General features: G+C 67.9%; 19 protein-coding genes and 1 pseudogene. 15 read left to right on the top strand and 5 right to left on the bottom strand.

What is annotated here, in order from left to right; genetic code table 11:
- Positions 1-70 precede the first annotated feature (70 nt).
- Both VSR71_RS09365 and VSR71_RS09360 read right to left on the bottom strand, forming a co-directional pair.
- A complete protein-coding gene (locus VSR71_RS09365; RefSeq protein WP_342913593.1) occupies positions 71-478 on the bottom strand; it encodes a VOC family protein in 408 nt (135 codons plus the stop codon).
- A 118-nt stretch (positions 479-596) separates the two neighbouring features.
- A pseudogene (locus VSR71_RS09360) lies at positions 597-1,296 on the bottom strand (SGNH/GDSL hydrolase family protein).
- Between the two features lie 143 nt (positions 1,297-1,439).
- On the opposite strand from VSR71_RS09360, the gene VSR71_RS09355 reads away from it, so the two are divergent.
- Together VSR71_RS09355 and VSR71_RS09350 are read left to right on the top strand one after the other, a co-directional pair.
- Positions 1,440-1,910 (top strand): SRPBCC family protein, encoded by a 471-nt coding sequence (locus tag VSR71_RS09355; RefSeq protein ID WP_342913592.1) that lies wholly within the window; start codon positions 1,440-1,442, stop codon positions 1,908-1,910.
- Positions 1,907-3,385: a DHA2 family efflux MFS transporter permease subunit gene (locus VSR71_RS09350; protein WP_342913591.1), complete on the top strand. Its 1,479-nt coding sequence runs from the start codon at positions 1,907-1,909 to the stop codon at positions 3,383-3,385. The genes VSR71_RS09355 and VSR71_RS09350 overlap by 4 nt, the downstream gene beginning before the upstream one ends.
- Before the next feature lie 38 nt (positions 3,386-3,423).
- Here VSR71_RS09350 and VSR71_RS09345 read toward each other — a convergent pair whose 3' ends face one another.
- Positions 3,424-3,693, bottom strand: a complete 270-nt coding sequence (locus VSR71_RS09345) for an acyl-CoA-binding protein (protein ID WP_342913590.1) — start codon at positions 3,691-3,693, stop codon at positions 3,424-3,426.
- Positions 3,694-3,812: 119 nt separating this feature from the next.
- Here VSR71_RS09345 and tsaB point away from each other — a divergent pair, with 119 nt between their 5' ends.
- Genes tsaB through VSR71_RS09325 form a run of 4 tightly spaced genes read left to right on the top strand, consistent with a single transcriptional unit; the run spans position 3,813 to position 7,192 of the window.
- Positions 3,813-4,571 carry a tRNA (adenosine(37)-N6)-threonylcarbamoyltransferase complex dimerization subunit type 1 TsaB gene (tsaB, locus tag VSR71_RS09340; protein WP_342913589.1) on the top strand — a complete coding sequence of 253 codons (759 nt, stop codon included), beginning with the start codon at positions 3,813-3,815 and terminating at the stop codon, positions 4,569-4,571.
- Positions 4,568-5,125, top strand: coding sequence for a ribosomal protein S18-alanine N-acetyltransferase (rimI, locus tag VSR71_RS09335; RefSeq protein WP_342913588.1), 558 nt, complete (start codon positions 4,568-4,570; stop codon positions 5,123-5,125). The genes tsaB and rimI overlap by 4 nt, the downstream gene beginning before the upstream one ends.
- Entirely contained in the window at positions 5,122-6,054 is a 933-nt protein-coding gene (locus VSR71_RS09330) for a uracil-DNA glycosylase (protein WP_342913587.1), read from the top strand. The genes rimI and VSR71_RS09330 overlap by 4 nt, the downstream gene beginning before the upstream one ends.
- Positions 6,029-7,192 carry a DUF1853 family protein gene (locus VSR71_RS09325; protein ID WP_342913586.1) on the top strand — a complete coding sequence of 388 codons (1,164 nt, stop codon included), beginning with the start codon at positions 6,029-6,031 and terminating at the stop codon, positions 7,190-7,192. The genes VSR71_RS09330 and VSR71_RS09325 overlap by 26 nt, the downstream gene beginning before the upstream one ends.
- A gap of 28 nt (positions 7,193-7,220) precedes the next feature.
- On the opposite strand, the gene lplT is transcribed toward VSR71_RS09325, so the two are convergent.
- A complete protein-coding gene (gene lplT, locus VSR71_RS09320) occupies positions 7,221-8,540 on the bottom strand; it encodes a lysophospholipid transporter LplT (protein ID WP_342913585.1) in 1,320 nt (439 codons plus the stop codon).
- A 626-nt stretch (positions 8,541-9,166) separates the two neighbouring features.
- Here lplT and alr point away from each other — a divergent pair.
- From alr to VSR71_RS09300, 4 genes are all read left to right on the top strand, one after another.
- Positions 9,167-10,288: an alanine racemase gene (alr, locus tag VSR71_RS09315; RefSeq protein WP_342913584.1), complete on the top strand. Its 1,122-nt coding sequence runs from the start codon at positions 9,167-9,169 to the stop codon at positions 10,286-10,288.
- A 100-nt stretch (positions 10,289-10,388) separates the two neighbouring features.
- A complete protein-coding gene (gene radA / locus VSR71_RS09310) occupies positions 10,389-11,750 on the top strand; it encodes a DNA repair protein RadA (RefSeq protein ID WP_342913583.1) in 1,362 nt (453 codons plus the stop codon).
- 3 nt (positions 11,751-11,753) lie between these two features.
- Positions 11,754-12,320 (top strand): GNAT family N-acetyltransferase, encoded by a 567-nt coding sequence (locus VSR71_RS09305; RefSeq protein WP_342913582.1) that lies wholly within the window; start codon positions 11,754-11,756, stop codon positions 12,318-12,320.
- Between the two features lie 167 nt (positions 12,321-12,487).
- On the top strand, positions 12,488-12,973 hold the full coding sequence (locus VSR71_RS09300) for a disulfide bond formation protein B (RefSeq protein ID WP_342913581.1): 486 nt from the start codon (positions 12,488-12,490) through the stop codon (positions 12,971-12,973).
- A 64-nt stretch (positions 12,974-13,037) separates the two neighbouring features.
- Here the strand turns inward: VSR71_RS09300 and VSR71_RS09295 are convergent, their stop codons facing one another.
- Positions 13,038-14,969: an ATP-binding cassette domain-containing protein gene (locus VSR71_RS09295; RefSeq protein WP_342913580.1), complete on the bottom strand. Its 1,932-nt coding sequence runs from the start codon at positions 14,967-14,969 to the stop codon at positions 13,038-13,040.
- Between the two features lie 305 nt (positions 14,970-15,274).
- Here VSR71_RS09295 and VSR71_RS09290 point away from each other — a divergent pair, with 305 nt between their 5' ends.
- The 5 genes from VSR71_RS09290 to gsiC all read left to right on the top strand — a co-directional run bounded on the left by VSR71_RS09290 (position 15,275) and on the right by gsiC (position 22,038).
- A complete protein-coding gene (locus tag VSR71_RS09290) occupies positions 15,275-16,258 on the top strand; it encodes a MurR/RpiR family transcriptional regulator (protein WP_342913579.1) in 984 nt (327 codons plus the stop codon).
- Positions 16,259-16,266: 8 nt separating this feature from the next.
- Positions 16,267-17,244, top strand: a complete 978-nt coding sequence (locus tag VSR71_RS09285; RefSeq protein ID WP_342913578.1) for an isoaspartyl peptidase/L-asparaginase — start codon at positions 16,267-16,269, stop codon at positions 17,242-17,244.
- A gap of 71 nt (positions 17,245-17,315) precedes the next feature.
- Entirely contained in the window at positions 17,316-19,220 is a 1,905-nt protein-coding gene (locus tag VSR71_RS09280; protein ID WP_342913577.1) for a dipeptide ABC transporter ATP-binding protein, read from the top strand.
- Positions 19,221-19,258: 38 nt separating this feature from the next.
- Positions 19,259-20,815, top strand: coding sequence for a glutathione ABC transporter substrate-binding protein GsiB (gsiB, locus tag VSR71_RS09275; RefSeq protein WP_342913576.1), 1,557 nt, complete (start codon positions 19,259-19,261; stop codon positions 20,813-20,815).
- A gap of 302 nt (positions 20,816-21,117) precedes the next feature.
- Positions 21,118-22,038: a glutathione ABC transporter permease GsiC gene (gene gsiC / locus VSR71_RS09270; protein WP_342913575.1), complete on the top strand. Its 921-nt coding sequence runs from the start codon at positions 21,118-21,120 to the stop codon at positions 22,036-22,038.
- Positions 22,039-22,042 lie beyond the last annotated feature (4 nt).

The raw sequence follows: 22,042 nt of genomic DNA, 5'->3' as shown, positions 1-22,042 counted from the left end.
GGCCCGACAGGAAATGTGACATCCTGGTCCGGTCTCGGACAGGAGAATTTTCCGAAACGCGGCAGGCCGCTCAGCCCGCTACCGTCGCATACCCCTCACCCCTCCACTCAATAAAACAAAGCCCGTGCCCAAACGGATCCGACAACGTAGCCTGCCTGCCCCAGTCAAAATCCTGCGGCCAGTCTTCGATCTCGGCGCCGGCTTCCAGTGCGCGTTCGATCGCGGTTTCCAGGTTGGCCACGACAAAGTCGAGATGCACCGGCGTCCAGTGCCGTCGGTAGTCGCGCCGGGTATCCGAACGACTGGTAGGGCGGGTGCCAGCGGGTTTGGCGAGCAGGTAAATCGGCGTGTTGCCGCCCAGCATTTCGGCGACGGTGCCATCGAACAGGCGGCGCCGCAGTTTCAGCCCGAGGCCTTGCTCGTAGAAGGCGATGCCGCGCGCGAGGTCGTCGACATCGATATTGATCAGCAACTCCATGACAGCCTCCTTGCGGCGTTCTGTGTGAGAGCGGCCGCATTGTGCGCCGGCCCTCCTGACAACTGCTGTCAGGAGTGATGTTTCGGCCGGCCGCTGCAGGAGTGCCGATACGCTTGTGTCAGCGCGGCAGCCGTTCGCGAACGACCGGGCACAACGCGTCGCCAAGCGCCAGGTGGGCATCCGCGTCAAGATGTACGCCGTCGACGGCGCTGCTCTGGATGATCGTGCCGGCATCGAACATCGGACACTCCAGCTGCGCGCAAACCTCGGCAACCGCCTGCGGCAGGCCGGTCCATTTATGTTCGCCACCGGCAAACTTGGGCGCCAGCGGCCCCCGCGGCGTGCGGATCGGCGGCGGCACCACCACCAGCACGGGCGGCACCGGCATTGTCCGGTTCGATCGGCGCGGTGCGAATGGCCTGGACCAGGGCGCCGACACCCTGGGCGGCATGCCAGGCATTGTGCGGATGCATCGACTGGAAATCGTTGTTGCCCAGCATCAAGACCACCAGCGCCAGCGGCGAGTGGATCTCGATACGCTGCGCCAGCCCCTGCAGCCCGTTGCGCCCGGGCTTGAAGGGATCGTCCCAGACCGTGCGGCGGCCGTTCAGGCAGTCTTCGATGATGCGCACCGGCGTGCCGCCGTCGGCATTCAGCGCCAGCTCCAGGCGGCCCGGCCAGCGCACCGGGAATGGCAGCCGCTGGCGTGTGCCGGGGACGATCCCCCAGGACAGTGAATCGGCATAGACAAGGACTTGCAGCGGGACTTGCAGCGGGACTTGCAGCGGATCGGGTTCGGCCAGCGGCGCGGCAGGCATGCGCGGTACTCCAGTCAATGTGATGGTCGGTCGATATCCGGTGTGAGGGCTGTCTCGGCAATGTTGCACCGCGCAGACAAAAACGTCTCCCGAACACGCGGAGACTTCATAATATCGACTTATTGAAGACAGGGAGAGCGAAGTTGCGTTTCGAGCACTTGGTGGAAATCAATGATCCAGGCAACCCCCAGCTGGATCCGCTGACACCTGACCAGCTTTGGCAAGGCCTGGTGTTGCGCGCCGAGTCGCCCGAACTGTTCGTGCTGGGTCTGGACAGCGCCGAAGTGGTGGCGCGGGGCGACAACTGGATCGACCGCGTGCTGCATTTCGGCGAGACGTCCATCCATGACCGCGTCGTGTTCGAGCCGCGGCGCCAGGTGCGCTACGAGACCGCCGCCACCGCCGAGCATGCCGGCGGCACGCTGACCATGGTGATCGAGACCCCGGGCCCGGGCGCGCTGCTGCTGCGCTTCACCTATGACACCACCATGCCGGCCGTCGATGCCAGCGGCGACGACCGCTACGCCGAGATCGTCAAGTCCGCCTATCACGAGGCCGACATCGATACCGTCCGCAAGATCCGCGAGATCGCCGACACCGGGCGGCTGGGGTGAGCGAAGGCCCCGTCGCGCCGGAGACGACCGGCAAGCAGCCGGGCCCGACCCGGGCGGCGCTGCGCGAGCGCTACGGCGACCGCCTGCGCTGGCTGGTTCTGATGACACTGATGCTGGGCACGGTCTCGTCGATCGTCTCGTCCACCATCATCAACGTTGCCATCCCCGACCTTAGCCGGCACTTCGTGCTGGGACAGGAACGCGCGCAATGGGTCGCGGCCAGCTTCATGATTGCGATGACGCTGTCGATGCTGCTGACGCCGTGGCTGCTCAACCGCTACGGGCTGCGCCGCACCTTCCTGGGGTCGCTGCTGCTGCTGGGCGCGGGCGGACTGTTCGGCGGGTTCTCGCCGACCTACGGCGTGATGATCGCCATGCGCGTGGCCGAAGGCGCCGCCGCCGGCATCATGCAGCCGCTGCCCAATATCCTGATCCTGCGCGTGTTCGAGGAGCGCGAGCAGGGCAAGGCCATCAGCATGTTCGGTTTCGGCGTGGTGCTGGCGCCGGCGCTGGGGCCCAGCCTGGGCGGCTTCCTGGTCGAGGCATTCGGCTGGCGCTCGATCTTCTTCGTGGTGGTGCCGCTGACGCTGCTCGGCGCGTTCATGGCGCGGCGCTTCATGGCGGTGGATTCGATCATGATGGGCGAGCGCGAGCCGCTGGACTGGCGCGGCCTGGCGCTGGCCGGCGTGGCCACCGTGAGCCTGCTCAACGGCGTGGTCGAGATGCGCGAAAGCGTGGCCGCGGGCCTGGCGCTGGCCGGCTTCGGGGTGCTGATGCTGGCGGCGTTCGTGCTGTGGCAGCTGCGCGCGCCCCATCCGCTGATGAACATGCGGCTGTACAGCTACCGGCAGTTCTCGGCGGGCGCGGTGGTGGCATTCATCTACGGTGCGGGCCTGTTCGGCTCGACCTACCTGTTGCCGGTCTACATGCAGATGGCGCTGGAATACACGCCCTCGCGCGCGGGCCTGGTGCTGCTGCCGGCGGGCGTGATGCTGGCGCTGACGATCGCCGTGGCCGGCCGCTTCACGCACCGGATCGCGCCGCATGTCCAGGTGTCGTTCGGGCTGGCGCTGCTGGCGCTGTCGTTCCTGCTGATGGCGTTGGGGTCGCGCGCTACGCCATATCTGCTGCTGGTGGCGCTGGCGGTGCTGGGGCGGATCGGGCTCGGTTGCATCTTGCCGTCGCTGACGCTGGGCTCGATGCGGGGCGTGGATTTTTCGCTGATCGCGCAGGGATCGAGCTGCATCAACTTTATCCGGCAGCTGGGTGGCGCGATCGGCGTGAGCCTGGCCGGGGTGGGGCTGCAGTGGCGGCTGACCCAGCACGGCGCGGTGCTGGGCCAGGCGGGCGACGCCGCGCTGCAGGCGGCGCGCATCCGCGCCTTCGACGAGACCTTCCTGGCGGTCGGGGTGGTGATCGCCAGCGCCATCTTCGCGGCCTGGCGTATCCGGCCAAGGCCGCTGCCGGCGGGCTGAGGCCGCCGGCTGGCGTGGCCGGGATTGGCTGGGCGGGCTTAGCTGGCCGCGCCGCTGCGCAGTTCTTCCACCAGCGCGATGTACTGCTCCATCGCCTGCTCGCGCGCGGTGCCGCGCAGCGCTTCCCAGGCTTCGAACTTGTAGCGGCCGACAAAGTCGGTCATGCCCGGCTTGTCGCCGTGGGCGTCGCCTTCGCTGCCTTGCTTGAACAGTGCGTACAGGCGCAGCAGGGTCATGTTGCTGGGGCGCTCGCTCAGTTGCTTGACGTCGATCTGGGCCTGGTCGAAGCGTGCCGGCAGGTCGCTCATGGGTTTCTCCGTGGGAGTTTGTGAAAGTGCTGCCGATGATAGCCGCGCCGGTGCGCCAGGCCGCGCGTCTAAAACCGAAGAAGCCCTCGGTTCCGGGCGCCAGCGGCTACAATCGCGCCATGTCCTGGATTCTTGCTGTTGAAACTTCTACGGAGTGGTGCTCGGTCGCGCTCGGACGTGCCGTGGCCGGCGCCGGCATCGAGTGCATGGTGCGCCATGAGCACACCGGCGCACGCTCCTCCGCACGCGTGCTGCCCGCCGCCGGAGAACTGCTGGCCGAGGCCGGCATCGCACTGGCCGATTGCGCCGCGATCGCCTTCGGCGCCGGTCCCGGCTCTTTCACCGGCCTGCGAACCGCCTGTGGCGTGGCGCAAGGACTGGCTTTCGGTGCCGGCCTGCCGGTGGTGCCGGTCAATACCTTGCTGGCTTGCGCCGAGCGCGTGCGCGCCGCCGAGCCGCCGCTGCCCGCGGGCAGCGCAGTGCTGGTCGCGCTCGACGCGCGCATGGACGAGGCCTATGCCGGCGCCTTCGGCTGGGATGACGCAGCGCAGGAGTGGGTGGAGCGCACGCCGATGCAAGTAGGCGCGCCGGAAACCGTGCAATTGCCCGACGGCGAATTCTGGCTCGCGGGCAATGCCGTTACCGTCTTCGGCGAACGCCTCGCCGGCCTGGCGCGTGCGCAACGCGTGCTGCCGGAGGCGATGCCCCATGCCCGGCCGATGGTCGCCATCGCACTGCGCGCGCTGGCGCGTGGCGAGGCCATCGACGCCGACCACGCCATGCCGATCTACCTGCGCGACAAGGTGGCGCAAACCATCGCCGAACGCGAAGCCGTCGCCGCCGCGCGCGCCGCGAGCACGGCAGGGAGCGCATCGTGAGTGCCGCGTATCCGCTGGAGGAGCGTGCCGACTGGCCGGCCGTGCCCGCCATGCCGCCGCTGCCCCCCGGCTTTGCGCTGGGCCGGATGAGCGCGCTCGACCTGGAAGCGGTTGCCGGCATCGAGGCACGCGCATACAGCCATCCATGGACGCGCGGCAATTTCGAGAACTCGGTCAAGGCCGGGCATCTCGGCCTGACGCTGCGCGATCCCGTCGGCACGCTGGTGGCCTATGCCGTGCTGATGCCGGTGGTCGACGAGATGCACCTGCTCAATATCACCGTCGACCCGCCGCGCCAGCGCCAGGGACTGGGGCGGCTGATGCTGTCGATCGTGCTGGCGACCTCGCACGCGCATCGCATCCATACCATGCTGCTGGAGGTGCGCCCCTCCAATACCGGCGCGATCGCGCTGTACCAGGCCGCCGGGTTTGCCGAGATCGGCCGACGCAAGGGTTATTACCCGGCGTCGGGCCGGACCCGCGAAGACGCGCTGGTGCTGCGCCGGAGCTGGCTTGACGATGTGGGCAGGGAAGGCGGGGAGGGCCGCGCATGAGCCGCCGCGCGCGATTCCTCGAGGCGCTGGGCATCACGGCCGAATGGCTGCCGCGGACGCGCGCTGATGCGCCGCAGGCGCAGGCGGTGTCCGAAGCCGTTGCGGTCGGCGCGCCCGTTGCGGAGGTTGCTGCCGCGGTGATTGACGATGCCATTGCCGATGGCATTGCCGAACCCGTCACGGTAGCCGCGCAAGCGGCTGCGCCAGTCGCGCAAGCCGCGCCGGCGCTCGAAACCGCCATCCCGGTGGTGCCGGCCGCTGCTGCGGCGATGCCTGTCTCGCGTGCGCCGGTCGAGCCCCCGCTGCTACCGGCCGGCCCCGAACCCGACTCGGCGCAGGCCGGGCGCGAGGCTGCCATCGCCGCCATGGCATGGCCCGCGCTGGATGCCGCGGTGGCCGGCTGCACCGCTTGCGGACTGTGCCAGACCCGCACCAATACCGTCTTCGGCGTCGGCGACCGGCAGGCGGAATGGATGCTGGTCGGCGAGGCCCCGGGCGAGAACGAAGACCTGCAAGGCGAGCCCTTCGTCGGCCAGGCCGGCAAGCTGCTCGACAATATGCTGGGCGCGCTCGGCCTGGCGCGCGGGCGCAACGTCTTTATCGCCAACGTGCTCAAGTGCCGCCCGCCGGGCAACCGCAATCCCGAGCCGGCCGAGGTGGCGCAGTGCGAGCCATTCCTGCGCCGCCAGATTGCGCTGGTGCGCCCCCGGGTGATCGTGGTGCTCGGCCGCTTCGCCGCGCAGTCGCTGCTGCGCACCACCACGCCGATCGGCAAGCTGCGTGGCACCGTGCACACCTATGAAGGCATCCCGGTGGTGGTGACCTACCACCCGGCCTACCTGCTGCGTACGCTGACCGACAAGGCGCGCGCATGGGAAGACCTGTGCCTGGCCCGCGAGGTACATGACCGTGCGGGAGCTGGGGCCTGATCTCTCGCTGCATCGCGGCGGCGACGGCAACCTGCCGCCGGAGCCGCCGCTGTGGCGCCGCGCCTTGTCGCCACGCACGCGCGACCTGGCCTGGACCACGCTGTCGCCGCCGCTGCTGTCCGCGGTAGCGGGCGCCGCCGCGGCGCACTGGCCCGCCGGTACGCTGGCGGCGTGGCAGCACTGGCTGGAAGCCGCCGACCCTGCCGTGCTGCCAGCCACCATCGACGAGCTGGCCGGCGGCCATGCCGCCTTTCCTTCCGATCCCGCTTACGATCCCGCTTCCGGCCCGCCCGCCGCCGCGCAGCATGCGCAGGACCCCGCCAGCCGCAGCCTGCGGCTGGGCCGCCATGCGGAACGGCTGCTGCATTTCGCGCTGCTCCGGATGGAGGGGCTGACGCTGCTGGCGGCCAACGTCCCGGTACGGCGCGCCGGCGCGCATGGCATCCGCACGCTGGGCGAACTGGATTTCGTCTGGCGCGAGCAGGCCTCCGGCGACGTGGTCCATTGGGAAATGGCCGCCAAGTTCTACCTGATGGCCGCAACCGTTGCGGTGCCGACCCTGCACGATTTCGTCGGGCCGAACATGGTTGACCGGCTGGGCGACAAGCTCGGGCACGTGGTCGGGCGCCAGCTGCCGCTGGGGCGCACGCCGGAAGCGCGCGCGCTGCTCGGCCATGTCGTCGAGCGTAGCGAGGTTTACCTGCTGGGCTGGCTGTTCTACCGGGACGGGCAAGTGCCAGCGGGACTCGACGGGCTTGGCATCGCCCCGGACCACCTGCAAGGCTGGTGGTCGACGCTGGACGGCTGGCGTGCGCGCGCGGCGGCGCGGCCAGGCCTGCGCTGGTGCCGGCTGCCGCGTTCGGGATGGTTGTCGGGGGCGCTGGTGCCTGCCAGCGGCACGGAGGAGGTCGATGCACTGCACGCCACGCTGGCGCAGCGCTTTGCCGACCCGCGCCACGACCACGGCTGGCGCCGCGAAGCGCCGGTGATGCTGTGCGAGCTGGAGCCGGCCGGCCACGGCTGGTGGCGCGAATGCTCGCGCGGGTTCGTGGTGCCGCCGGGATGGGAGGCGCGCGCCATGGCGCGGGCGGCGGAGCCGCCGCGGCAGGCTGCGCAGGAGCTGGCCGACGGACCCTGAGCGGGGCGCCGCCGGTCCAGGGCGTCGATCAGTGGTGCTTGTCCTCGCCGATCATCGCCAGCGAGTTGAAGGTGCGCATGTTGTACTTGTGCAGCTTGATCACCAGCATCATGGTCAGGCAGATGAACAGGCCCAGCGCGACGATGACCACGCCGATCGGCACGTTCAGCTTGATCAGCAGCGCGTACAGGCACAGCATCAGCAGCACCGATACGTTCTCATTGAAGTTCTGCACCGCGATCGAGTGGCCGGCCGACAGCAGCACGTGCCCGCGGTGCTGCAGCAGCGCGTTCATCGGCACCACGAAGTAGCCCGACATCGCGCCCACCAGCATCAGGAACACATAGGCGATGGCCATGTACAGCGGCATGCTCATGCCCAGGATGTTCAGCGTCACCTGGGGCATGGCGTCCTTGGTATAGAAGGCCATGATCATCACGGTCACGCCCATTGCCACGCCGAAGGGCAGCACCGACAGCGACTTGCGCAGCGGAATGCGCGCGGCGGCGGCGATCGCGCCCACGGCCACGCCGACGGCCACCACCGCCTGCAGCAGCGCGCCTTGCGACAGGTTCAGTCCCAGGGACTTCTCCGCCCACTTCAGCACGATGAACTGCAGCGTCGCGCCGACGCCCCAGAACAGCGTCGTCACCGCCAGCGAGATCTGGCCCAGCTTGTCGCGCCACAGCGCCAGGAAGCAGTCGCCGAATTCGGCGATCAGCTTGATCGGGTTCTTTTCCTGCTGCGGGTAGCGGGCGCCGGTATCGGGAATGAACAGGTTGAACACTGACGCGATCACGTAGAACAGCATGATCACGACCATCGCGGCCTCGGCCGGCGTGTCGATGCCGGTGTCGATCAAGGGCAGGTCGAGCCGCATCAGGATGTCCGACACGTGCACCGAAATCAGCGCGCCCCCCACCACGGTGCCCAGGATGATCGAGCCCACGGTCAGCCCCTCGATCCAGCCATTGGCCAGCACCAGCTTCTCCGGCGGCAGCAGCTCGGTCAGGATGCCGTACTTGGCCGGCGAGTAAGCTGCCGCGCCGAAGCCCACCACGCCATAGGCCAGCAGCGGGTGCAAGCCGAACATCATGATCGCGCAGCCGACCACCTTGATGGCATTGGTGATGAGCATCACCCGCCCCTTGGGCATCGAGTCGGCAAAGGCGCCGACGAAGGCGGCGAGGATGACGTAGGAGAGAACGAAGAACAGCTTGAGCAGCGGAGTCATCCACTGCGGTGAATGCAATTCGGTGAGAAGGGCGATGGCGGCGATCAGCAACGCATTGTCGGCCAGCGACGAAAAAAATTGCGCGGCCATGATGGTGTAAAAACCCTTCTTCATGCTTTCGACTTTGTCTCCATCGCGGACTTCCACGCCGGTCAGGGCGGCACCGGTCGGTGAGGCTATGGTTTGCAGGGAACCTTGCGCCGCGGCCGTGTCGAATTGTCTCGGTTGCACTGCGCTGCGTCGTCGTGCGGCTTGCCTGACAGTCATTGACATAATGCTTCGCTTTTAGAACATGGCCGGAGCGTCCGGCTTTATATCACGAAAACATGACATTCCCGAACCCCGGCAAGGTGCCTTTTTGACTGCAAATTGCCGCGCCGATTCCGCAAAGACCCCGGGCAGCGGCATCCGGATGTGTTCAAATAACGGCTGCGATCCCGCCCAGAGGACCGGGTCTTCCCTGATCTGGTGCAACGGCTCGACCATATCTCCGCCAGGCGACATTCGCGTGACCCGGCGCACCCAAATACCCATGGCCGATCACCTTAGCGTGACCTGCCCGCAATATGAAGCACTCCGCATGCATCTACGTGCCATCGCCCACTGACAGGTGACGCTTGCGCCCTTGAGAGTGAGACAGAGCTGTCCTTCCAGTTTCCGCAGTAGCGAGCGTGGCGTGCCCGATGCGTCACTGCGCCGCCGGAACGCCTCGCGCTGCCCGATTTCAGAGATGTGACTCCATGCCAAGACCCATCCACGCCGTCATCCACCAGCCCGCGCTGGCCAACAACCTCGACATCGTCCGCCGCAGCGCGCCGAACTCACGCATCTGGGCCGTGGTCAAGGCCAACGCCTACGGCCACGGCATCCGCCGCGCCTTTGCCGCGCTGCGCGGCACCGACGGCTTCGGCCTGCTGGACCTGAACGAAGCCGTGCTGCTGCGCGACCTGGGCTGGCAGGGCCCGATCCTGCTGCTGGAGGGCTTCTTCCAGCCGCAGGACATTGCCCTGATCGAGCAATACCGGCTGACCACCGCGATCCACTGCGACGAACAACTGCGCATGCTGGAAAGCGCACGCCCCAAGGGCCCGCTGGCGATCCAGCTCAAGCTGAACACCGGCATGAACCGGCTCGGCTTCCATCCGGCCCAGTACCGCGCCGCCTGGGAGCGCGCCCGCGCCATGCCCTGTGTGGGCAGTATCGTCCACATGACGCATTTTTCCGATGCGGATAGTCCCCGAGGCATCGCCCACCAGATCGACGCCTTCGACGCCGCCACGGCCAATCTGCCGGGCGAGGCGAGCCTGTCGAACTCGGCCGCGGTACTGTGGCACCCGCAGGCGCACCGCGCCTGGGTGCGTCCCGGCATCATCCTGTACGGCGCCTCGCCGACCGGCCGCGATGCCGATATTGCCGGCACCGGCCTGCAGCCGGCCATGTCGCTGCACAGTGAGCTGATCTCGGTGCAGGACCTGCAGCCGGGCGATACGGTCGGCTACGGCTCGCTGTTTACCACGGACCGCCCGATGCGCATCGGCGTGGTCGCCTGCGGCTATGCCGACGGCTACCCGCGCCATGCCTCCGGCTGGGGCGAGCAGCACGCGCCGGTGCTGGTCGACGGCGTGCGCACCGAACTGGTCGGCCGCGTGTCGATGGACATGCTGTGCGTGGACCTGACGCCGTGCCCGAAGGCGCGCGTCGGCAGCCCGGTGACGCTGTGGGGCCAGGGCTTGCCGATCGACGAGGTGGCACAGGCCAGCGGCACGGTCGGCTACGAGCTGATGTGCGCGCTGGCGCCGCGCGTGCCGGCCACGGTGGCGACCATCACGGCATCCGACAGCGCGGCGCCGGCCGTGGTGTAAAGGGTTGCAACCGAGACCTGGCGGCAGCGGCTGCCGCCGGCTAGTGTGATGGCCGGGCCACTTATGCGCCCGGCCTGTTCTTTCCCGCAAGGATTTTCCGTTGGCCAAGACCAAGACCGTCTACACCTGTACCGAATGCGGCGGCACCGTGCCGCGCTGGGCCGGCCAGTGCCCGCATTGCCAGCAATGGAACACGCTGGTGGAATCGGTGGCCGAGACGGCCGCGTCCAAGCGCTTCCAGCCGCTGGCGGCATCGGCCATGGTGCGCAAGCTGTCCGAGATCGAGGCCGCCGACGTGCCGCGCTTTTCCAGCGGCATCGACGAATTCGACCGCGTGCTGGGCGGCGGCCTGGTGTCGGGCGGCGTGGTGCTGATCGGCGGCGATCCCGGCATCGGCAAGTCCACGCTGCTGCTGCAGGCGCTCGCCAACCTGGCCGGGCAGCGCCGCGTGCTCTATGTCAGCGGCGAAGAATCGGGCGCGCAGATCGCCTTGCGCGCGCAGCGGCTGGGCGTGGAAAGCCCGGCGCTGGGGCTGCTCGCCGAAATCCAGCTCGAGAAGATCCAGGCCACGCTCGAAGCCGAGAAGCCGGAAGTGGCGGTGATCGACTCGATCCAGACGCTGTACTCCGAGGCGCTGACCTCGGCGCCGGGCTCGGTCGCGCAGGTGCGCGAGTGCGCGGCGCAGCTGACGCGCATCGCCAAGAGCAGCGGCATCACCATCATCCTGGTCGGCCACGTGACCAAGGAAGGCAGCCTGGCCGGGCCGCGCGTGCTGGAGCATATCGTCGACACGGTGCTGTACTTCGAGGGCGATACGCATTCTTCGCACCGGCTGATCCGCGCGTTCAAGAACCGCTTCGGCGCGGTCAACGAACTGGGCGTGTTCGCCATGACCGAGCGCGGGCTGCGCGGCATCAGCAACCCGTCGGCGCTGTTCCTGTCGCAGCATGAAGAGACCGTGCCCGGCTCCTGCGTGCTGGTGACGCAGGAGGGCACGCGTCCGCTGCTGGTGGAGATCCAGGCGCTGGTCGACACCGCCCACGTGCCCAACCCGCGCCGGCTGGCGGTGGGCCTGGAGCAGAACCGGCTGGCGCTGCTGCTGGCGGTGCTGCACCGGCACGCGGGCATTGCCTGCTTCGACCAGGATGTGTTCCTGAACGCGGTGGGCGGGGTCAAGATCACCGAGCCGGCCGCCGACCTGGCGGTGCTGCTGTCGATCCATTCATCGATGCGAAACAAGCCGCTGCCGCGCGGACTGGTGGTCTTTGGCGAAGTCGGCCTGGCCGGCGAAATCCGTCCCAGCCCGCGGGGCCAGGAGCGGCTGAAGGAAGCTGCCAAGCTGGGTTTCACGCTAGCCGTGATCCCCAAGGCCAATGCGCCCAAGCAGAAGATCGACGGCCTTGAAGTGATCGCGGTGGAGCGCATCGAGCAGGCGATCGATCGCGTGCGCCACCTGGACTGAGGCATGGACACCGGCTGCCTGCCCATCGAAACCCCGCGGCTGCGGCTGCGCCAGTGGCGCGATGCCGACTACGAGCCATTCGCAGCGCTGAATGCCGATGCGGAAGTGATGCGCTATTTCCCCGCGCCGCTGACGCGGGCCGAAAGCGATGCGATGGCAAACCGTTGCCGGGCACTGATTGCCGGGCGCGGATGGGGGCTGTGGGCGGTCGAGCGCAAGCCGGACGGCGTCTTCATCGGCTTTGTCGGCTTGCACGAGCCCGCCGCCGCGCTGCCGTTCTCGCCTTGTGTCGAAATCGGCTGGCGCCTGGCACGCGCTGCCTGGGGCAGCGGCCTGGCCACCGAGGCGGCGCGCGCTGCGCTGGCATACGGCTTCGGCACGCTCGGGCTGGACGAGATCGTTTCGTTCACCACGCTGGCCAACCGCCGCTCGCGCGCCGTGATGGAACGTCTTGGCATGCGCGAGGATGCGCCGGGGTTCGACCATCCGGCGTTGCCGGCGGGGCATCCGCTGCGGCCCCATTGCCTTTATCGTTTGCCGCGCGCGGCGTGGAGGGAAAGCGTGGCATAGTGCCCTGCGTCAATCCACCACAGGGTGGGGGCTGCGCAGCCGATGTGGCGTCCAAGGCGGGCGCGGAAAAATCGGTAATAATGCGCAGCAATGCCGCGCCCCCGAACTGATTACACCTGACGGCACCGCTGATGGCACCGTTTACCGGATCCCCCTTTATTACCGCTATGCAAGCCAATTCCCGCGCCTATTTCCTGCTGATCGCCCTGGTTTCCTTCGGCCTGGTCGGCGTTGCGCTCTACCTGCAGTTTGAGAAGGGCTACCAGCCCTGTCCGCTTTGCGTGATGCAGCGCTTTGCGTTTATCGGCATCGGCATCTTCTCGCTGCTCGCCGTGGTGGCGCAGAATACCCGTTCGTTGTGGCAGGGCCTGGGTATGCTGTCCGGCATCGCCGGCATTGCTGTAGCTGTCTACCATGTTTCGCTGCTGCTTAACCCCAAGGCAAGCTGCGGCATCGACCCGCTGGAGAACTGGGTCAACGCGCTGCCGACCGCCAAGGTGCTGCCGCAGGTGTTCTATGCCGATGGCCTGTGCGCGGCGCCGCTGCCGCCCGTGCTGGGCCTGTCGGTGCCGGCGTGGTCGCTGATCTGGCTGTTTATCCTGACGCTGACGCTGGCGGTGGGGCTGATCCGGCGGGAGAAGAATTTCCGTTGAGAATTGCGGACTGCAATGAAAAACCGGCGCACGTGGCGCCGGTTTTTCATTGAGAAAAGATCTCTCACGCAATCTGCTCGATCTGCTCCTGCAGCTCCAGCCACTTCTCCTCCAGCGTCTCCAGCTCGCCATTGACCTCGCCCTGGCGCTTCAGCATCTCCATCAGCTTCGCCTTGTTGGCTTCGGCATAGCTGGATTCATCGGCCATGAACCGGTCGATCTCCTCCTTGGCGGTTTGCAGCACTGCCATCCGCTTCTCGACCTTCTCCAGCTCCTTCGTCAGCGGCTTGCGCAACGCCGACAGGCGCTGGCGCTCGTCGGCCTCGGCGCGGCGCTGGTCCTTGCGGTTGACCGCAGCCGCGGCGTCGGCGTTCTCGGCTAGGTGCGCAGCCGTGGCGGCGTTGCGCTTGGCGGCGGCCTGCTGCAGCAGCCAGTCGCGGTAGTCGTCAAGGTCCCCGTCGAAAGGCCTGATGGTGCCGTCGGCGACCAGCATGAACTGGTCGGCGGTGGCGCGCAGCAGGTGGCGGTCGTGCGAGACCAGGATCAGCGTGCCCTCGAACTGCGCCAGCGCCATGGTCAGCGCTTCGCGGGTATCGAGGTCGAGGTGGTTGGTCGGTTCGTCGAGCAGCAGCAGGTTGGGCTTCTGCCAGACGATCAGCGACAGCGCCAGGCGTGCCTTTTCGCCGCCGGAGAACGGCTCGATCGGTGACGTGGCCATGTCGCCGCGGAAATTGAAGCTGCCGAGGAAATCGCGCAGCTCCTGTTCACGCACGTCGGGCGCCAGGCGGGCGAGGTGCTGCAGCGGCGAATCGTGGTCGCGCAGCGTCTCGAGCTGGTGCTGCGCGAAGTAGCCGATCTGCAGTCCCTTGCCCAGGCGCAGCGTGCCGGTCATCGGATCCTGCGTGCCGGCCAGCGTCTTGACCAGCGTTGACTTGCCCTGGCCGTTGGCGCCGAGCAGGCCGATGCGCTGGCCGTTCTGGATCGACAGCGCCAGCTTGTGCAGGATGGTGACCGGCGGCTCGGCCTCGGCGTAGCCGCAATCGACGCCGTCGAGCACCATCATCGGATTGGGCGCGGCGTCGGGCTCGCGGAATTCAAAGGCAAAGCCGGCGGCGACGTGCACCGGCGCGAGTCGCTCCATCTTCTCCAGCGCCTTGACCCGGCTCTGCGCCTGGCGCGCCTTGGTCGCCTTGGCCTTGAAGCGCGTGATGAACGACTCCAGGTGCGCGATTTCCTTCTGCTGGCGCACGTAGGCGGCCTGCTGCTGTGCCATCTGCTGCAGCCGCAGGGTCTCGAACAGAGTGTAGTTGCCGCCGTAGCGGCGCAGCTGCTGGTTCTCGATATGCACGGTGACGTTGCAGATCGCGTCGAGGAATTCGCGATCGTGCGAAATCATCACCAGCGTGCCCGGGTAGCGCGCCAGCCAGTCTTCCAGCCAGACGATGGCGTCGAGGTCCAGGTGGTTGGTCGGTTCGTCGAGCAGCAGCAGGTCCGACGGGCACATCAGCGCCTGCGCCAGGTTCAGGCGCATGCGCCAGCCGCCGGAGAACGACGATACCGGCTGCGTTACCTGGGACAGGGTAAAGCCCAGGCCCAGCAGCAGTGCCTCGGCGCGCGCGGGGGCGGTGTAGCCGTCGGCATCGGCATAGGCGGCGTGGGCTTCGCCTTCGGCGGTGCCGTCGCCGCTGGCCTGCGCGGCCGCGATGGCGGCTTCGATCTCGCGCAGGCGGGTGTCACCGTCGATCACGTACTCGACGGCGCTGCGGCTGACCGCGGGCGTTTCCTGCGCCACATGGGCGACGCGCCATTGCGCCGGCACGCTGACATCGCCGCCGTCCGGATGCAGTTCGCCTCGCAGCAGCGCGAACAGCGTCGACTTGCCGCTGCCATTGGCGCCGACTAGGCCCACACGCTCGCCTGGGTTGAGCGTCACGCTGGTGTGGTCGAACAGCACCTTGGTGCCGCGCTGGAGGACAAGCTGGTCGATTCGGATCACGTGCGGGGAAACTTCTGAGCGGGAACTGGCAACTACGCGGAAAAGCCGGCCAAGGCGGGTTGGCGGCGCTGGCCGGCATTGTAGCGTTTCCGGTGCGAGGCATGCCCGCGAATGGCGAAATGCCAGAAATGCCGGCGGTATTGCGCACCTCGCCGGTGCAACGCCCAATCGCCGGCCCTAGGGATTACCCTCGAACTGCGAAAACTCTATTTTCTTTGTTGGTGGGTTACGTGTAAATTCATTTTCATTCGTTTTTCAGGATGTAACCGGCAGCGTCGCGCATGCGAACGCCGTCCCCACCCGACATGACCCAAGGCCATTCGATCTCCGACCGCATCGCGCGCAGCCTGCCCACGCTGACGCCGGCGCACCGCCGCATGGCGGAATACGTGCTGGCCAACCTGTTCCGCGCGGCCACGATGCGCATCGATGAGTTTGCCGCGGCGGTGGACGTGTCGGTGGCCACCGCCAACCGCTTCGCGCGGGCGCTGGGCTTCGACGGCTATCCGCAGTTCCGTACCGAGCTGGTGCGCGGCTTCGAGGCCACGCTGGCGCCGGTCGAGCGGCTGCGCAGCGAGCTGGAACGGCCCGCGACCGTGGCCGAAGTGTTCGCCGCTTCGCTCGAGGATGCGGCCGCCAATGCCGAAGCCACGCGGCGCGGCATCGACGCGCAGGCATGCGAGCGCGCGGTCTCGGCGATCCTGGGTGCGCAGCGCGTCTACGTGGCGGGTTTCGGCGCCAGCGGCTTCCTCGCCGGCCTGCTGCAGCACGGCCTGGAAATGCATTGCCGCATGGTCACCTCGGTCGCCGGCGCAGGCGGCGCCTCGCACGCTGCGCGCCAGCTGTTCAAGCTGCAGCCGAACGACCTGCTGATCGTGATCGCCTTCCCGCGCTACGTGACCGACACCATCGAACTGGCGCAGCGCGTCAGGGCGCATGGCGGCAAGGTGCTGGCGCTGACCGACGGGCCGACCTCGCCGCTGGCGCCGCTGGCCGATATCGCGCTGTACGCGCAGGCCGCCAACCGGCTCTCGGCCAACTCCGATGCGACCGTGCTGGCGCTGATCGAAGCGCTGTGCGGCGCGGTCGCGCACCGCGCCGAGCGGCCGGTCAAGGCCGCCGCCGAAATGACCGAATTCCTGCTGCCGTGGCTCTATGGCACGCCGGGCGCGGACCGCGCGGACCGCGCCGGCCGTGCCGGGCCAGCCGGGCCAACCGGACCGCAGCCTACAGAAGAGCAGGCGGCGGGCACCACGCACCGCCGCGCGTCCAACCTCAAGAAGTCCTGAGCCATCCCATGCAACAAGCAGTCATTGCCATCCACGGCGGCGCCGGCACCATCACCCGCGAGGCGATGGACCCCGCGCGCGAACGCGAATACACCGAAGCGCTGCAGCGGGTGCTGCAGGCCGGCCAGCGCATCCTGGCCGACGGCGGCACGGCGCTCGACGCCGTGACCGAGGCCGTGCGCCTGCTGGAGGAATGCCCGCTGTTCAACGCGGGCAAGGGCGCCGTGCTGACCCACGCCGGCACCTATGAACTCGACGCGGCGGTGATGGACGGTGCCACCCGCGATGCTGGCGCGGTCGCCTGCGTGACGCGGCTGCGCAACCCGGTGCTGGCGGCGCGCGCGGTGCTCGACCACAGCGAGCATGTGCTGTTTGCGGGCGCCGGCGCCGAGGCTTTCGCCGCCGCGCAGGGGCTGGAGCTGGTGGCGCAGGACTACTACTTCACGCAGGCACGCCATGAGCAATGGCAGCGCGCCCGCGGTACCGCCGGCATGGCGCTGCTCGACCATGATGCCGCCGCACTGGCGGCGCGCGAGAACCCAGCCGTGCCGGCCGACCCGATCGATCCCGACAGCAAGTTCGGCACCGTCGGCGCGGTGGCATGCGACAGCCGTGGCAACCTCGCCGCAGCGACCTCCACCGGCGGCGTGACCAACAAGCGGGTGGGGCGCGTCGGCGATACCCCCGTCATCGGCGCGGGTTGCTATGCCGACGACGTGGTGGCGGTGTCGGCCACCGGCACCGGCGAGATGTTTATCCGCACCGTGGCCGCGCATGATGTCTCGGCGCAGATGCGCTATGCCGGCCTGCCGCTGGAAGAATCGGCACGGCGCGTGGTGATGGAAAAACTGGTCGCCATCGAAGGCCGCGGCGGGCTGATCGCGGTCGACCGCGCCGGCAACGTCACGCTGCCGTTCAACACCGAAGGCATGTACCGCGGCTTTGCCCGCGTGGGCGAGGCGGTGAACGTCTCGATCTACGGCTGACCACGCCGCACCGGCACTTTCCCGCACCGTCCGGCACCTTCCGGCATCTTGCAGCAAACAAGGAGTACCCAGTGGCCAATATCCCCGCGCAATCGCATGCATCCGCCTCCGGCATCGTCCTGCCGCCCGAGCGCGTGGTCTCGGTCGACGGCCTGAGCGTGCGCTTTGCCACGTCCGAACGTACCGTCGAGGCTGTGCGCAATCTGTCGTTCCATGTCGACCGCGGCGAGACGCTGGCGGTGGTGGGCGAGTCGGGCTCGGGCAAGTCGGTCACTTCGCTGGCGCTGATGCGGCTGGTCGAGCATGGCGGCGGCAAGATCGCCAGCGGCAGCATGCTGCTGCGCCGGCGCGGCGGCGAGGTGATCGACCTGGCGCGCGCGGATAACGCGACGCTGCGCAGCGTGCGCGGCGCCGACGTGGCGATGATCTTCCAGGAGCCGATGACCTCGCTCAACCCGGTGTTCCCGGTAGGCGAGCAGATCGCCGAATCGATCCGGCTGCACCAGGGCAAGGGCCGCGCCGCGGCGCGCGCCGAGGCGCTGCGCATGCTGGAACTGGTGCGCATCCCCGAGGCGCGCCGCGTGCTGGAGCGCTATCCGCACCAGCTCTCCGGCGGCATGCGCCAGCGCGTGATGATCGCGATGGCGCTGTCGTGCAAGCCCGCGCTGCTGATCGCCGACGAGCCGACCACCGCGCTCGACGTGACCATCCAGGCCGAGATCCTGCAACTGGTGCGCAGCCTGCAGGCCGAGATGCACATGGGCGTGGTCTTCATCACCCATGACATGGGCGTGGTGGCCGAGGTGGCCGACCGCGTGCTGGTGATGTACCGCGGCGAGAAGGTGGAAGAGGGCAGCTCCGACGACGTGTTCCGCGCGCCCGCCCATCCGTACACGCGCGCGCTGCTGTCGGCCGTGCCGCGCCTGGGCGCGATGAGCGGCACCGACCTGCCGGCCAAGTTCCCGCTGCTGCGCCTGGACAGCGCCAAGGCGGAGCAGGTCGCGCCGCAGGACACGGTGCAGCCCGGCGTCGCGCCGATCCTGCGCGTGCAGGACCTGGTCACGCGCTTCGACGTGCCCGGCGGCCTGTTCGGCCGCGTCACGCGCCGCGTGCATGCGGTGGAGAAGGTCAGCTTCGATCTCTATCCCGGCGAAACGCTGGCACTGGTGGGCGAGTCCGGCTGCGGCAAGTCCACCACGGGCCGCTCGCTGCTGCGGCTGGTGGAAAGCCAGAGCGGCACCATCGAGTTCAACGGCCAGAACATCAGCAAGCTGGAAGGCCCGGCGCTGCAGACCCTGCGCCGCAATATCCAGTTCATCTTCCAGGACCCGTTCGCGTCGCTCGATCCGCGCGTCCCGGTGGGCTATTCGATCATGGAGCCGCTGCTGGTGCACAAGGCCGCCAGCGGCAAGGAGGCCGAGCAGCGCGTGGCCTGGCTGCTCGACAAGGTGGGGCTGGACGCGTCGCACGCGGCGCGCTATCCGCACGAGTTCTCCGGCGGCCAGCGCCAGCGCATCTGCATTGCGCGCGCGCTGGCGCTGAACCCCAAGGTGGTGGTGGCCGACGAGTCGGTGTCCGCGCTGGACGTATCGATCCAGGCGCAGATCGTCAACCTGATGCTGGACCTGCAGCGCGAGCTGGGCATCGCCTTCCTGTTTATCTCGCACGACATGGCGGTGGTGGAGCGCGTCAGCCACCGCGTGGCGGTGATGTACCTGGGACAGATCGTCGAGATCGGCCCGCGCCGCGCCATCTTCGAGAACCCGCAGCACCCGTACACGCGCAAGCTGATGTCGGCGGTGCCGATCGCGGATCCGGCGCGGCGCCACCTGCGGCGCGAGCCGCTGAACGATGAGATTCCCAGCCCGATCCGCGCGGTCGGCGACGAACCGGTGGTGCAGCCGCTGGTGCAGGTCGCCGGCAGCGGCGCGCTTGGCCACTATGTCGCCCGGCATGCCGTCGGCGGCGCTTATTGAAGTCCTGGAAATAACGAAGCTACCAAGGAGATTCGACGATGTCTGCACGTATGGTTTCGCCCCGATGGATGGCCGGCGCCTTTGCCGCCGGCGCGCTCGGCATGCTGTCCGCTGCCCCGGCCTTCGCGGCCAAGGATGCGGTGATGGCGGTGGCTTCCACCTTCACCTCGCTCGATCCGTACGACTCGAACGACACGCTGTCGCAGGCAGTCGGCAAGACTTTCTACCAAGGCCTGTTCGGGCTGGACAAGGACATGAAGCTGGTCAACGTCCTGGCCGACAGCTACGAGGTCAGCAAGGACGGCCTGACGTATACGATCAAGCTGAAGAAGGGCGTCAAGTTCCACGACGGCACGACCTTCGACGCCGCCGCTGTCAAGGCCAACCTGGACCGTGTCACCAACCCGGCCAACAAGCTCAAGCGCTACACGTTGTTCAACCGCGTTGCCAAGACCGACATGGTCGATGCCAGCACCGTCAAGGTCACGCTGAAAGAGCCGTTCTCGCCGTTCATCAACGTGATGGCGCATCCTTCGGCAGTCATGATCTCGCCGACGGCGTTGCAGAAATACGGCAAGGAGATTGCCTTTCATCCGGTCGGCACCGGCCCGTTCGAGTTCGTCGAATGGAAGCAGCCTGATCACCTGAAGGGCAAGAAATTCGCCGGCTACTGGAAAACCGGCTACCCGAAGATCGACACCATCACCTGGAAGCCGGTGGTGGACAACAATACCCGCGCCGCGATCATGCAGACCGGCGAGGCTGACTTTGCCTTCAGCATTCCGTTCGAACAGGCCGCGGTGCTGAAGACCAGCACGAAAGTCGATCTGATTGCGTCCCCGTCGATCATCCAGCGCTACCTGAGCCTGAACACCACGGTCAAGCCGTTCAACGACCCCAAGGTGCGCCAGGCCATCAACTACGCGATCAACAAGGAGGCGCTGGCCAAGGTGGCCTTCGCCGGCTATGCCGTGCCGGCAGAAGGCGTGGTGCCCCCGGGCGTGGACTATGCCGAGAAGCTGGGCCCGTGGCCGTATGACCCGGCCAAGGCGCGCGCGCTGCTGAAGGAAGCCGGCTACCCGAACGGCTTCGAGACCACGCTGTGGTCGGCGTACAACCACACCACCGCGCAGAAGGTGATCCAGTTCGTGCAGCAGCAGCTGCAGCAGGTCGGCATCAAGGCGCAGGTGCAGGCGCTGGAAGCCGGCCAGCGCGTGGAGAAGGTCGAAAGCGTGCAGAAGCCGGAAGACGCCGGCGTGCGCATCTACTACGTGGGCTGGTCGTCGTCGACCGGCGAATCGGACTGGGCGCTGCGTCCGTTGCTGGCGTCCGAGTCGATGCCGCCCAAGCTGCTGAACACCGCCTACTACAAGAACGACCAGGTCGATGCGGATATCGCCGGCGCGCTGCGCACCACCGACCGCAACGAGAAGGCCCGCCTGTACAAGGACGCGCAGGAACGCATCTGGAAGGATGCGCCGTGGGCCTTCCTGGTGACGGAGAAGGTGCTGTTCGCACGCAGCAAGCGGATGACCGGGGCGTATGTGATGCCGGACGGGTCGTTCAATTTTGATGAGATCGATATCAAGCAGTAAGGGGTGACGTGAAGGGCGGGACTTCGTTGACGCTCCGCCCTCTCCCCCGGCCCCTCTCCCGCAAGCGGGAGAGGGGAGCAAACAGCGGGCGATGTTGGGTCCCGAGGGTTTTCTCCCCTCTCCCTCCGGGAGAGGGGCGGGGGAGAGGGCAGGCGCTTGCAGCAGCGATGCCGTCCGATCCGCGCAACCGCGCAATCCCATCCAACGAGCAGTAAGCAGTAAAGCAGTAAGCCGATGGTGGCCGCCTGCCCGCGTCGCGGGGTCGCAGGCGGGCGGCCTGCGGCCTTTCTTCATGGTGTGTGATGCTGAACTACTTCCTCAAACGAGTGCTGGGCGTGATCCCCACGCTGCTGATCGTGGCAGTGCTGGTGTTCCTGTTCGTCCACCTGCTGCCGGGCGATCCCGCGCGGCTGGCGGCGGGCCCCGAGGCCGACTCGGCCACGGTCGAACTGGTGCGCAAGGACCTGGGCCTGGACCGGCCGCTGCCCGAGCAGTTCGTCAATTTCTTCTCCAATGCGGTCCGCGGCGAGTTCGGCAATTCGCTGCGCACCAAGCGTCCGGTGAGCGAAGAGATCGGCGACCGCTTCATGCCTACGCTGCTGCTGACGGTGGCGTCGATGGCGTGGGCAGTGGTGTTCGGCATGGCGATCGGCATCGGCTCGGCGGTGTGGCGCAACCGCTGGCCGGATCGGCTGGGCATGACGCTGGCGGTCTCGGGCATCTCCTTCCCGGCCTTTGCGCTCGGCATGCTGCTGATGGAGGTGTTTTCCGTGCAGCTGGGCTGGCTGCCGTCGATCGGCGCCGAGAGCTGGAAACACTACGTGCTGCCGTCGATCACGCTCGGCGCCGCGGTGGCGGCGGTGATGGCGCGCTTTACCCGCGCCTCGTTCGTCGAGGTGCTGCAGGAAGACTTCATCCGCACCGCGCGCGCCAAGGGCGTGCGCGAGACAGTGGTGGTCGCCAAGCATGGCCTGCGCAACGCAATGATCCCGGTGGTGACGATGATGGGCCTGCAGTTCGGCTTCCTGCTGGGCGGCTCGATCGTGGTGGAGAAGGTGTTCAACTGGCCGGGCCTCGGCCGCCTGCTGGTCGATGCCGTCGAGATGCGCGACTACCCGGTGATCCAGGCCGAAGTGCTGCTGTTCTCGCTCGAATTCATCCTGATCAACCTGGTGGTGGACATGCTATACACCGTGATCAATCCCACCATCCGCTACAAGTGAGGCC

The organism is Cupriavidus oxalaticus (assembly GCF_038900635.1).
Lineage (GTDB): Bacteria > Pseudomonadota > Gammaproteobacteria > Burkholderiales > Burkholderiaceae > Cupriavidus > Cupriavidus oxalaticus_B.
Note: the sequence above shows the minus strand (reverse complement) of the source record. Positions and strands in the feature narration are given on the sequence as shown.